Below are 13,069 nucleotides of genomic sequence, written 5' to 3' on the forward strand. Positions count from 1 at the left end.
CGGAAGCGCCTCTCTCATCCGTGAAATGATCGTGTCGATCACGCAGCCACTTTGTCTTGGTTGCGACGACGCTTCAGGTAAAGCGCCATGCCGCCCATCGCGAGCGCACCAAGACCTGCACCGGCTTCCGGACCGGGAACTGCCGTCGGTACAGACGCACCGTTCGTGGCAACTGCGATTTTGCCAAACGCAAAGCCATTGCTGTCCGAAGTGCTGATCGTTAGCGAGCTGATAGCATTGCCAAACCATGCAAAATAGCCAGCTGATCCTTGCTGGCCGGTCGTTAACACGTTCTGCGTGAGCGTTTCACCACCGGCTTTAAAAGTGATTGCATTTGTGCCGTAGCTGTTGCCGGTCGCCAGAAAGCTGAAGCCAGTCACCATCTTGTCGAAGGTTAACGTAATCGAGTTTGCAAAGTTCGAGAACAAAACTTGGCCGGTATATTTTTGGACCCAAGCTCCGGTTGCCCAGCCACCGTTACCTATTTTGCGAATTGATAGATCAGAGTTGGACGACGCGTTCAAATCACCAAGATCCACGGCCTTAGTATCGGTTAAAATAGTGCCGTAATTCGAAGTGACAGTGAAGTTTGAGACAGCATCTTCAAATTCGTCGCGGTCAGTCGTCATCGCGGCACTTGCAGAGGACGCGTAAGCAAATGTGGCGCCGAGCAAGAGAGCGATGGATAATTTCTTCAACATGGTGATCCCCCGAGTAAATTCTAAGTCAAGGCAGCGAAGCCATACATTTAATACTCCGTCAACTATAAATATTACTGAAAGTTAAAACGATGCATTATTTCTCAGGTAATGCATTCTGTGAGTTTATTATTGAAAAATACACGCGTTTAAGGTGCGCACGATCCTATACCCATCACATCCCAAACAGCAGCTTTGCGGCAATCACCCACATCACAAGTGCGATGACAGCCTCCAGGACGCGCCAGGCAGACGGGCGGGCGAAGATGGGGCGCAGGAGGCGGGCACCGTAGCCGAGCGCAAAGAAAAATAGGAACGAGCCGGTGGCCGCGCCTGCGGCAAAGGCGGCTTGGCCGCCGGGAAAGCGGGTTGAGATCGTTCCGAGCAGCACGACGGTGTCGAGATAGACATGCGGGTTGAGCCATGTCAGCGCAAGGCAGGTGGCCATAGTCTTGCCGAAGCTGACGGATTTGCCTCCGCCAATCTCAAGCGCACCGGAGGCCGACAGCGCCGCCAGCATACTTTTTGCCCCATACCAGATGAGGAAAGCTGCGCCGCCATAGCGCATCACGGGATCGAGCCAAGGCAGGAGCTTGGCAATTGCTGCAAAGCTTGTCACGCCGACGGTGATCAGCACACCATCCGATAGCGCGCAGGCCAGACAGACGGCAAAGACATGGTCGTTGCGCAGGCCTTGTCGCAACACGAAGGCATTTTGTGCGCCAATCGCCACGATCAGGCTGAGGCCCATCGTCATGCCCGTAAAATAGACTGAGCCATCGAAAGAGGAGATTGGATTCATTGTCGTTTGCGCCACGTCTTTGTGCCCTCTTCGCACACGCGAAGAGGAAGAGCTTTTGAACTGATGCCTGTCGCAGAGGCTGCTAGAAGAATGAGCAGATTTAGGCTAGTTAAATATACTTATCCAAATGAAGCGGAGCTTCATCATGCTTGACTACGCCGCCCTTCGCTTTGTTCATGCCGTGGCCGAGACAGGCAGCTTCGAAAAGGCGGCCGCACGGCTTCACGTCAGCGCCTCGGCCGTCTCGCAGCGCGTGCGGCAACTGGAGGAGCGCCTTGGCGTGGTGCTGATCCTGCGCGGTTCGCCCTGCACTGCGACGGAACAAGGCGAGCGTCTGTGTCGGCATCTGGAAAATGTCGGCATGTTGGAGGGCGAGCTGATGGCCGAACTTCCGGCCTTGGCCGATGACGATGCGCCCGATCAGCGGATCACGCTGCAGATCGCCACCAATGCCGACAGCCTCGGCACCTGGTTTCTGGACGCCATGGCAGATTTTACGAGGACGACGCCCTACCTCGTCAATCTGTCGGTGGATGACCAGGATCATACAGCCGAATGGCTGCGCGGCGGACGGGTGATGGCCGCCGTCACCAGTCTCGAAAAGCCGATCGCCGGGTGCCGGCGTTTTGCCCTCGGCGCGCTGCGCTACCGCGCCACCGCAAGCCCAGGCTTTATGACGCGGCATTTCCCGGATGGCGTGACGGCAGAGGCTCTTGCCAAGGCGCCGCGCCTCACCTTCAATCAGAAAGACAGGTTGCAGGAGGACTGGATCCGCACCAACCTGAAGGCGGACATCAATCCGCCCGCGCATTGGATACCCTCCACGCAAGGTTTCGTGGCAGCCAGCCTTGCCGGCATGGGATGGGGCATGAACCCTGCGCAACTGGTCGACAGCCATATCAAGGCCGGGCGGCTCGTCGAACTCATTGCCGACACGCCGCTTGATATCGCCCTTTACTGGCAGATCAACCGGCTTGCCGCCGACCGTCTAACCGCGCTGACAAAGGCGGTGCTCACTGTGGCCAAGCGCCAACTAGTATAGAGCCTTTCAATTGGACTTCATGCTTGCGATCTGTCAAAAGCCCTGCAGGACGCGACCGCCGTTAACTTTAGAACGGGGTCGGGCGACCGATTGACGTCACGTTGCTGCCGCGAGATCACGCTGGCCGTCCCTAAAAGTTTATCAGCCGATCAAACTTACCTCAGCGCCTTGTGCCTGCAATGCATCCAGAATGCTGGCTGGACCCGTAATAATTCCAATCGGCACGGTTAAGAATGCGCTCGTTCCAGCCGGCAACATGCCTATCCGCTCGACGAGTAAGGCCTTCAGGCGCTCGGCATCGACGAGATCGGAAAGTGAAAAATGCGTGTGAGCCTTGATCTCTCGGCTGACCTTGTCGAGTTCGCCGGTCTGCCGGCTGCGATAGAGATTTTGAAGATAGGCGCCGATCGGGCCGACCCGCCTTCTCAGATCGAGAAGATAAAGAATGGCCTGCGGGCCGACAGACTTGACCGTGTCCAAGCTCAGGACATGTGCGAAACCAAGAACATCCTTCTCCGAGAGCAGCGTTGTCACCGGGCGACGCAACGAAACGCCGTAATTGACAAGCTCAAGCCCGACGGTTGGTGTCGCAGCTGTGACTGGTTGCGCCCCCTCACCCTCCAGGAAAAGACTGACCTCAAAGCCCGACAGCTTGTCGATCAGGCTTTGGCCTGCCGATGGAGGCAGAAGGCTGCGCAGCTGCGTTCGCGCCGGTTCGGGCAGCGCCGGCAGGATTGGCGAAAGCGCACGCCTGTCGAAATCGGCATTGGCGAGTTTGATATCGGGACTCATGTCGACGAGCAGGCTTTGCGTTCTGTCGATCAGCCCTTTGCCATCGCGCACCATATCGGGCACATCAGCCGCCCGAACGCGAGCGTAACCGAAGATTGTCAGCTGATAGCGGGCCGATTGGGCACGCCAGAAAACCCCGTGGTCGGTCTCCGCCGCCTCAGAAAAAAGTGGGTAGGCGCCGGCAAGTGCCGAAAGTGCCAGGAAGTTGCGTCGGTTCAGCCTCATCAGCCACAGCTCCTCAAACATCCTATCGACAGGAATTAGCGGAGACCGATGTCATGGCAAGTTTGGCGTGCACGCCGATATGAGAACCTCTGTCCGACTTTAGTCGCTGCGCAGGCTGACGCCGGTGGCGCCATTCCTCATATCGCCGAAGCGAATGCCTTTCGCCTTCAGCGCTGCCTTTACCTTTTCCACGCTCTCAGGCTTGATGGTCCCAATATCGTCCTCGATGCGGCGGATGGTGGAGAAGGAAACGCCTGACAGCGCCGCCAGCTCGCGCGCCGTGACACCAAGCAATGTGCGTGCCGCGCGTACATGCGAGCCTTTCAGAACAATCGCCTCGTCATTCGGCATGCCCACGTCCTCAGGCATCCATGACATGCCATGCCATTCGATCAACTCGCCATCGGGACCAAAAACCGGCAAGATCCTGTGATGGACGCGCTGGAACGCTCCGTCCGCGCGGCGAACGCGGATGGACATATCGACCTTGCGTCTGAATTTCATGCCGTCCTCGCGCGCTTGGCGCAGGATCTCTCGATCGTCTGGATGCACGGCGGGCAGCCCGTCGTGATCCCGGAGCTGCTCGGCGTCTTTGCCGGTAAAGCGCGTCCAGCCGGCCGTATCGATGAAGCGCCCCTGCGGATCCGTTCGCCAGAACTCCCCACCGGTCATGCGGCGCATCGAAGACACAATTGTCGATAAACGGGCATGGTCCTGACGCTGTTGTTCCTGCTCGCTCACCTCCTGCACGACGCCCTGCAGTAAAACGAGATTGCCCTGACGATCATATTGGCGATCTGTCCGACTCTCCAGCCATATCAAATGCCCATCCGGGCGGATCATGCGAAAGCGGCGGCGGGAGAGCTCGCCAGCTTCGGCACGCTCGACGAGTTCCTCATGCGTCAGCCGATCGTCCGGATGAATGAGTGATTCGTAAAGGGTGCGGTCGGCAAACACGACTTGGGGATCGAGGCCCAACAGCCGGTAAAGGCCGCGAGACCAGTAAAGCTCGCGGGTTGCGACCGTGTAAGTCCAGGTGCCCGCCCCCAGCATGGTCTCGAGCAATTGCAGCTTTGCTTCTGCCGATTTCGCCTGTCGATGCGGCACCCATCCCCCATGGATAATGCATTGATGAGAACACAGATTGCTCATCGCTAAACAATCGAAAGAACATTTGGTGCTCATGCCAAACGCATTGAGCACCAAATGCCCACGACAGATTTTATGCCGCGAAGCTTTATTAAGCACAAGCTTAAATTTGTGACGGTAAAACTTGAGCACTGTAATCGCACAGGTAGGGGGCTCGAATGTGCGCATCCAAATTGGGGAAAAAACGGGGCGAGACTTCACGCGTGATCAGGTTGAGCGGCGATAAATTATCCGCCCACCCGGCCTCGGAAGAAGCGGCCATGGCGATCCTCGCCGGCTACTATCAGCGGCTGATGGGGCTGATGGACAATCTGAACGATCAGATCGAGGAAATGCGCGGCCTTTATCAAGCGGAGATCGACAGCGTAGCGGCCGATCTTCGCAACTAGAGCGCTGACGAAGCCGCCGACAGTGGTGGAGGAGGCGTGCCCTCCTGCCTCAGTCGATCGACGATCGCGTAATCCATTTTCCCTGTTTCGTCTTCCATCTGCTGAGCGTGGAGCAGCACCCGTGAAAAATATCTCTATTATCGGAAAATTCCTGATCATCATGGCCGTCTTCGGCCTGTTTTCGCTGGGCGCTGCCAGCTATGCCGTTTTCAACATCGGCTATATCGACACGAAATACTCAAAACTGCTCGATGGCGAGTCAGTCGCGGCAACCTATCTGGCCCGCGCCAATCGTTCCTTGCAGGCGGGCCGCGCCTCGATCGGCGAGCTTTTGATGGCGCGCACGGACGAGGACAACGACAGAGCCATGAAGGAGCTTGAGGGCAACAGGAAGTCTTTTGCGGACTTCACCGAAAAGGCCAAGGCGGCGCTGCCGGACGATGCGATCATTCCTGCGCTGCAGGCGGAAGGTCTGCAAATCTTGAACGAGACCTGCGCGGCCACGGTCAAGGCGGCGCAAGCTTCGAAAACCGATACCGAGATTTCTGTCTCGCAGCAGCAATTCCTGAAGGAGTGCCAGCCATCCTTCGTGCAGATCATCCCTAAGATGACGCAAGCGGTTACCGATATCAGCAATGCAAGCGATAAGGCCTCGGACGAACTGAGCGCTTTGGCAGCTCAGACGATGCAGATCACGATTGCAGCACTCATTGCCGGCCTCGTTATCGTCATGGCCGCCGGGTTCTTCGCCATGCGATCCTGGGTCGTTCGCCCGATCAGGGATCTTGCCGCCACCATGAAAGTGCTCGCCGCCGGCGACCTGACGGCGACAGTCCACAATGCTGAGCGCCGCGACGAAGTGGGCGCCATGGCAGCCGCCGTGCAGATCTTCAAGGACAACGGCCTGGCGGCCCTGGAAGCGGCGCGCCAAAGCGAAACAGAACGCTCTGCCAACGAGGCAGCGCGGGCCCGCAGCGCCGAACAGGATCGCCAGCGCGCCGAGTCTATGGCCCAGGCCACGGAAGGTCTTGCCGGGGGGCTGAAGAGCCTTGCGGCAGGCGATCTGACGGTGCGATTGGAGCAGCCCTTCGCGCAGGACTTCGAAACGCTGCGCACGGATTTCAACGCCACCGTCGTTCAGCTCGCCGACACGATGCGCTCCGTCTCGGTTGCGGGAAGCTCCATCGATAACGGTGCGCGGGAAATCAGCCAGGGCGCGCAGGATTTGTCGAAGCGCACCGAGCAGCAGGCCGCCTCTCTGGAAGAAACGGCAGCTGCGCTGGACGAAATCACGGCCAATGTCGCCAATGCCTCCAAGCGCACGGAAGAAGCCCGTCAGGTCGCCGTCGAGGCCAACCAGTCGGCGCGCCGGTCCGCCGAAGTCGTCTCGAGCGCGGTCGATGCCATGCACAGGATCGAAACCTCCTCCAGCCAGATCTCCAACATCATCGGCGTGATCGACGAGATCGCCTTCCAGACAAACCTTCTGGCGCTGAATGCCGGTGTCGAGGCAGCCCGTGCTGGGGAAGCCGGCAAGGGCTTTGCAGTGGTGGCCCAGGAAGTGCGCGAGCTGGCGCAGCGCTCCGCGCAAGCGGCCAAGGAAATCAAGGACCTCATCCGCAATTCCGTGCAGGAAGTCTCGACCGGCGTGAAACTGGTGCAGGACACCGGCGAAGTGCTGAAGGTCATCGAACAGCAGGTCGTGACGATCAACACGCAGCTTGACGCTATCGCCACCTCCGCGAAGGAACAGTCGGTCGGCCTTGCCGAGGTTAACACGGCCGTCAACCAGATGGACCAGGTCACACAGCAGAACGCCGCGATGGTCGAGCAATCGACAGCGGCAAGCGCATCCCTCTCCAATGAAGTGATCCGCCTGCGCGAAATCATCCACCAGTTCAAATTGGAAGCCGGTGGGAGCGCAAGCGCCCACGCGCGGGCGCCGACGGGCTCTTCGCAAAACGCTGCACCGCAAGCCGCCTCCGGCAAACACGCCCCGGCCCCTTCGCCTGCCCGGCGCATGCTGGCTAAGGTCGCCAACGCCGTCGGCATGCGTGGCAGCTCGGAAGGGTGGGACGAATTTTAAAAAGCGCCTCGCGGCAAACAGCCGCGTGATGGAACACCGGCTGGGAACGCAGGAAACCCGGGAACGCAGGAAAAAACATTGAGTGATAGCCGCGGATGTGAACCTGCCTTCACCAACGCAGCTCAAGACGATGCGAAAAGGTAGGACTTACCAACAGAAGCTGATGCGGGGGCTCAGCATCGGGGGGGGAAACGGGAGGTTGGGGCAGCCTCCCGTTTTTCTTTCGAAACATGAACGACAGAGCGCGGCACTTTTACAATCGACCCATCTTTACGGATGTAGGTAACCTTATGCCTTTGCGGAGGATGCGACGGAGTTTAATAAAAATTGAGCTTTAACTCTATGAAATCAAAGAGTTTGACGAAGTATTAAGATTCGGTAAACACGATCCCCAGGATGAATTGAAGCCATTTGGGGTACGTTATGAAAAGCAAATTTATTTTGGCAACCATTGCCGCGCCCCTGATGTTCGGCGCATTCCATGGAACAGCAAATGCCGCCTGCACCAGCAGCGGCGCAAATCTGAGCTGTGGCACCGTCAAAGATTTCACATTGGCTTCCGATGACTGGGTTCAAGACCAGCTGACGACGGCGACGAGTTTTTTCCAGAGCGTCGGTGCAATGGCATTTACGTCCAACACCATCGTCAGCTCTTTCTTCGCCAATTTCAGCAGTGTCAATGAATGGGGATATTCCCGCGATGGCAACGGCCAATTGACCTCTGTCGGATACGTGCAGTCCAACAAGAATGCGGGCAGCAACGACAATTTCGGCTGGCACCAATTAGCGAATGAAAACTCCTATTCGAAGGTCGATGCAAACTTCTCGCTCGGCAATGTCAGCAGCGACAAGATCCAAGGCAAGAACACCGCTCAGACCGCCCAGCAAACATTCTCCGCCTATCTTTCCGATTTGGAAAAGACGGTCAGCAATGGCATCGTGACCTACACGGCCACCATGAACTTCACCGCCTCCGCCAATGTGCAGGGCTGCAAAACCGTTCTGTGCAGCGCGCGGTCGAATGGAGGCATCAACCTCAACGACAGCAACACGATCACGCTCGCTTCAGTTCAAGCCGTCCCCGGCCCCGAAGCTGGCGCAGGCATCGGTGCCATCGCCATGGGCGGCATGGCCCTCTACCTGAAGCGCCGCCGCCAGGGCACCAATCCGGCTGCATAACAACCTATGCTGACGAACTGCAAAAGAGACGCCTTCGAGCGTCTCTTTTCGTTTGAGCGGCAGGATGTTTGGAGAAGTTACAGCCAAAAATTTGCATTAGCGCGGAATCACAGCGAGCCTGAACTAGCGCCGCGTCTTCAGAAGCTTAGCTTGATGCAGCAGAACTCACATATAGCCTGTCCTACGCGACAGTTCCCTGCTCTTTCGAAGAATTGTCGTCCTTTGCAGGTTGACGTATTAACCGGACGCAACGCTACTTTAGGGACGCTCTAAACATGTATAAACGCACTTTAAAAAAGTCGCAGGTTGTCGACGAGAAGGCGCTCAAGAACATCTCTACCATGCTGTCTCGGATGAATTCGATCTTCTGTAGCAAAGAATTCGTGCATATTTCCTTGGAAACCACATAGTCTGTACAGATCAATGAATCCGACGCCCAGATGCTCGGCAAGATGACGGACCGCCAGCGCATAATCTTCAAGCGAGTGCCCAGCATGATTGATGTAGTTACCGTCTTGAAAAATGTGGCGGTCCGAGCGATTGGGCTCTGCATAAGGTGGTGAAATAAGAACAAGCTTTCTGGGTCTTTTTTGACTGATAATCTTTTTAACGAGAGTCTGGTAAGCGCCTAAATAGGTATTTGTGTTGATGTCGCCCAAGGAGCCGATAGGCTGACCTTGGTTCCAATCGTTCGTTCCGGCCATAATGGTGACGAGGTCCGAGTTGAGGGGAACGCCATCAGCAACCTGTAGCCAGAGTGTTTCGAGGTGATCGGTCGGACCGGACATCTTGGCGCCGGGAAAACCCAGGTTTTTCGACACAACGTGAAGACCCTCAGCCACATTATGGGTCAAATCATAGGAAGTCAGGCTATCGCCAATCGCGATCCAATTCTTTGATGATGGTTTTTTGATCTTGCCAATTAGATAATCGGCGGTCGAACGGACATGTCGAATTCTAAGCTTTATTCTGTTTTTCGGTTGCATGTCTGCCCTAGTACTTGAAAAGTACTTATATGTTTCAACGTTATTCAGATAGCCTTACAACTTCCGAAGCTCGGCTTTCAAGTCGACGCTGTTTTACCGGGCATGAGCTGCCGTCTCGATGCTCTAAAACTTGGATTGGAAGCAACAGCCCTATAACTGTGTTGATGATATATTAGATAAGGCAAGAAGACATAACTAAAGTGAGCCCAGTCATAGGGCTGACCGTGAAGAAAAAGCCGCGGAATATCGACGATATAGAGAATGAACATCAACCGCACTGAAGGTGCTGTAATGTTCCTAAACAAGGCAATTCGATATAGCGGATAGATTAGAACGCTGAAGACATAAAGCGCCCCAATGAAAAGTCCCATATCAGAAAAAATTTGTAGTACAGGACAGTCGACCCAGAAGGTTTTGTAGCCCGCACCAAGGACAATATTATCCGCAAAAAGCGATAAGGCATGATCTCGCTGGTAGACACGCCCCATAGCAGAATCATCAACCGGTACGCCCCCAATCTGCAGAAATGTATACGCGCCGTTAACAATTTGCTCTTGAATGTGGGCAAGCCGATCTCCCATCAAATCAGCCCCTAGCATCACTATCAGCAAGACGATGAGCATAGCTACAACTGTATACAATATCGCCGATGCGGCACTGCGACCTGTTTTGGAAAAAAGAATATATAGGAGAGCCATTAGAACGCCTGCATATACCGAACGCGTTCCGGCCATTACAATCGTCATCGCACATATGATAATTGATAAAAGTGCTACTATTCTATTGCCGATCCCTAAAAAGGCATTGTTGAAGGAAGCAACGAGACCAAACGCCCCAGCATAAGCAATTAGAGAAAAGGCGCCATTATCCTCCGAAATACCAACGCGAGAGGCATCTCCATAAGCGCTGGCTGCAGTTACCGCATCTTGGTTCAGAGCTAGGTAAAATGCTGCTCCACACACGGCAACGTGTGCAAATCCCAACGTGAAACGCGATTTTTCTTTGAGGTCTAGCAGAGGGAGAAGGAGGATGAAAAGTACCCCAAAGAGAGACCAAGCAAAATCTTTGGAATCGCCAAAAAATATACTCGCGCCAACTAAGATGGCGATGAGAACATAAATCCACCAATGGGTGGCAATGCTTTCCGTCAAATTTGAGAAGTAGTTTTGTGAAGAAGTCCAGTAGATACAGAAGGCGCCGATTAAAATAAAAAAGCCAATTCCGACGAAGCTAGAGAGCCCAATTGCAGCGCCAAGCGTCCATGAGAACATGTAGCTCGAAAGGATGGTTGAAAGCCCAACCCCTTGGAGGTAACTGCTATCAACATATCTACCGATCATTTCTCACCTAGGCGCTTACGTCCTTGTACTAATAGCTTCAATCGCGACGTTTGCAAGCATAGGTCACAGAGAGGGATTGTACAGCAGTAATAATGGAGAATAATAGACTGATGCTTGCTAAATTGACACAACATGGACGTAATATTTTAAGCACAGGTTGAGAGGAAGTTTCATTCAACATTTACCAACGCGAGGACATTGCCTTGGCGGAATTTGCTTTGGATAATAAGTTAAAGACTTTACTAACAAGCCTGCTTCTGTCTTTTTTTACTACGATTATTTCTTGCTGCTATTCCAGTGCGGCAGAGGTTTTTTGGGTTAGCGACCCGGTAAAGCCTGGAGAGACAGCTCAAGTCAACGGTACTGACTTTGAACGCGTATCAAATGTAGAAGTCAGGCGCCTTGATGATAATCCGGATACCGCCACTGCCTCGACACTGTTTAAGACCGCGCAAATCATTGCAAAAACAGAAAACAGCCTGTCATTTGTATTGCCGAACGATTTCACGCCCGGAATATTCGATGTGAAGCTAAAAGCTTCCAATGCCTACATCGCTGCATTTAAGCTGAACGCACCCGATGTTTATTGGCCACAGGGCGATAGAGGAAACGGTATCGCAAGTCCGGGCGGCTGGCTCAGGGTTTCCGGAAGAAACATCGCTTTCTCACCGAAGTCGACCGTAAAATTAAAATCGCAAGAGGGACGCGAGATCACCCTGAATGCGAGAGACGTTGATCAATGGTCGGCGAGTTTTCCGGTTCCCTCCAATGTTTCCGGAAGCTACACGGTGAGTTTATGGAATGGCTTAGGTGATAAAAGCACTTGGACTCCTTTTGGAACTCTCGTCGTGGCGGCGCCTCCCGCGACGCCTCCAACAACCTTTAATCTCTACAGCAACCAGCCAGAAAAGCCTAATTTCGACGACGCCCCGCGGTTGAATGCCGCGATGCAGGGCCTACAAAAAAAAGGCGGCGGTCGACTGTTGCTCCGCGCCGGCGTTTACCACCTAAACGGACCACTCACTATACCGGACGGTGTCAGCCTGGTTGGGGAAGGACCAGAACTCACCACTTTGAATTGGAATGACATGGATGTACCTCCTGATGCTCTTGTCTCAGGCGATAAGAATGTTGGGCTCGAGAATCTCACAATTAATGCACAACGCCATTTCCATGTCATCCGGTTTGGAGTGCTCGACTTTGAGCGCGCTCCCACGGGCGAAAATATCTTGGTTAAAAATGTCGTGGTCCGCGCTTTCGCGTTTGGCGGCCGCGCCACAATGGAGGACGTGATAAAGCGCAAACAGCAAATGGAAGATCATTTCCCCGGTGGCGCGATCGGACTATTTTTGGGAGGCAAGAACATCGTCGTCGAAGGGTGCGATGTCCTTTCATCTATGCGTTCTTTTGTCTTGCAGCGGCCTCGAGGCGCTGTGGTGACAGGAAACGCATTCCGAAATGGCCTCGGTTGGTATTCGTTGACACAGCCGGATGGCGTGCTCTTCGAAAACAATTACCTCACATCAGCGGATTTGCTTGGCTCGGGAGGTGGTATCGCAGCAAATGCAGGTTTTTCTGCCCGCAACGTTTTAATGCGCGGCAATAAATTCGACTATATGTTTGGCGGTGACCGCGAAGCAATGACGACCGATGGTCCTGGCGGCTTCTATCACGGCAAACTTCAGGATGTTAAGGCGGATAGTGCGCGGTTGAGCGATTCTAATGGCTATGGATGGTTTGAAAAGAAGGATTGGAGAGGCGCCTTACTATTTGTCGTAAATGGGCGCGGCCTTGGTCTTGTTGCGCACGTCACATCAAGAGACAGTGACAAGATAAAACTCGATCGTCCTCTTGAAAATATCATAGACGAAAGCTCAGAAGTGACGGTCGTTCAAGCGCAGGAGAACGAACTATTTGTCGATAATTCCTTCACCGATACTGGTGGCGTGCAAGCATTTGGAACATCATATAAATCTATATTTTTTGAAAATAAAACCTTAAGGTCCGGCGGGTTTAGTTCAACGGGGCTAAATTATAAGCATCTACAACCGGTTTTCTACATACAGTATCTAAACAACACCCTTTCGGCTCCGATTATAAACAAGCAGTCTGGTATAGAAATTAATGGAAACCAGTTTGACGGCAACACCGCAACGCTGGTCAAAGGAATTGTAATCCGAAACAACCGCTTAATGTCTGGATCATCATTGAGAATAGTTGGACTATCGACAGCCGATAGACCTTCCATTAGATCTGTTCTGATTGAAAACAACGAGATCAAAAACACCGATATCGGTACTATAGTCAGAAATGGCGTGGAGGATGTCGTTATTCGCGGGACCGTCACGGAGAATGTAAAGATACCGTCGCGTGTGAATTAG

Annotated in this window: 11 protein-coding genes; 5 read left to right on the forward strand and 6 right to left on the reverse strand. The window is 54.1% G+C overall.

All coding sequences use genetic code 11. The features are described from left to right. Positions 1-38 precede the first annotated feature (38 nt). Complete coding sequence (locus VQ830_RS13830) at positions 39-701, reverse strand: hypothetical protein (protein WP_337268710.1); 663 nt, start codon at positions 699-701, stop codon at positions 39-41. A 172-nt stretch (positions 702-873) separates the two neighbouring features. Next, complete coding sequence (locus tag VQ830_RS13835; RefSeq protein ID WP_337268867.1) at positions 874-1,500, reverse strand: LysE/ArgO family amino acid transporter; 627 nt, start codon at positions 1,498-1,500, stop codon at positions 874-876. A gap of 145 nt (positions 1,501-1,645) precedes the next feature. On the opposite strand from VQ830_RS13835, the gene VQ830_RS13840 reads away from it, so the two are divergent. Beyond that, complete coding sequence (locus VQ830_RS13840) at positions 1,646-2,542, forward strand: LysR family transcriptional regulator ArgP (RefSeq protein WP_337268711.1); 897 nt, start codon at positions 1,646-1,648, stop codon at positions 2,540-2,542. 141 nt (positions 2,543-2,683) lie between these two features. Here VQ830_RS13840 and VQ830_RS13845 read toward each other — a convergent pair whose 3' ends face one another. Together VQ830_RS13845 and VQ830_RS13850 are read right to left on the reverse strand one after the other, a co-directional pair. After that, positions 2,684-3,559 (reverse strand): hypothetical protein, encoded by an 876-nt coding sequence (locus tag VQ830_RS13845; protein ID WP_337268712.1) that lies wholly within the window; start codon positions 3,557-3,559, stop codon positions 2,684-2,686. Positions 3,560-3,658: 99 nt separating this feature from the next. Next, on the reverse strand, positions 3,659-4,666 hold the full coding sequence (locus VQ830_RS13850; protein ID WP_337268713.1) for a PAS domain-containing protein: 1,008 nt from the start codon (positions 4,664-4,666) through the stop codon (positions 3,659-3,661). Between the two features lie 200 nt (positions 4,667-4,866). On the opposite strand from VQ830_RS13850, the gene VQ830_RS13855 reads away from it, so the two are divergent. The 3 genes from VQ830_RS13855 (at position 4,867) to VQ830_RS13865 (ending at position 8,362) form a co-directional block, all read left to right on the forward strand. Next, positions 4,867-5,097 carry a hypothetical protein gene (locus VQ830_RS13855; RefSeq protein ID WP_337268714.1) on the forward strand — a complete coding sequence of 77 codons (231 nt, stop codon included), beginning with the start codon at positions 4,867-4,869 and terminating at the stop codon, positions 5,095-5,097. 121 nt (positions 5,098-5,218) lie between these two features. After that, positions 5,219-7,183, forward strand: a complete 1,965-nt coding sequence (locus VQ830_RS13860) for a methyl-accepting chemotaxis protein (RefSeq protein ID WP_337268715.1) — start codon at positions 5,219-5,221, stop codon at positions 7,181-7,183. A gap of 441 nt (positions 7,184-7,624) precedes the next feature. Then, positions 7,625-8,362 (forward strand): hypothetical protein, encoded by a 738-nt coding sequence (locus tag VQ830_RS13865; RefSeq protein ID WP_337268716.1) that lies wholly within the window; start codon positions 7,625-7,627, stop codon positions 8,360-8,362. Positions 8,363-8,652: 290 nt separating this feature from the next. On the opposite strand, the gene VQ830_RS13870 is transcribed toward VQ830_RS13865, so the two are convergent. Both VQ830_RS13870 and VQ830_RS13875 read right to left on the reverse strand, forming a co-directional pair. Next, positions 8,653-9,348: an SGNH/GDSL hydrolase family protein gene (locus tag VQ830_RS13870; RefSeq protein ID WP_337268717.1), complete on the reverse strand. Its 696-nt coding sequence runs from the start codon at positions 9,346-9,348 to the stop codon at positions 8,653-8,655. Between the two features lie 77 nt (positions 9,349-9,425). Further along, positions 9,426-10,688: an O-antigen ligase family protein gene (locus VQ830_RS13875; protein WP_337268718.1), complete on the reverse strand. Its 1,263-nt coding sequence runs from the start codon at positions 10,686-10,688 to the stop codon at positions 9,426-9,428. Between the two features lie 203 nt (positions 10,689-10,891). Here VQ830_RS13875 and VQ830_RS13880 point away from each other — a divergent pair, with 203 nt between their 5' ends. Continuing rightward, positions 10,892-13,069 (forward strand): hypothetical protein, encoded by a 2,178-nt coding sequence (locus VQ830_RS13880; RefSeq protein ID WP_337268719.1) that lies wholly within the window; start codon positions 10,892-10,894, stop codon positions 13,067-13,069.

It is taken from the genome of Oryzifoliimicrobium ureilyticum, from assembly GCF_037199735.1.
Lineage (GTDB): Bacteria > Pseudomonadota > Alphaproteobacteria > Rhizobiales > Rhizobiaceae > Rhizobium > Rhizobium ureilyticus.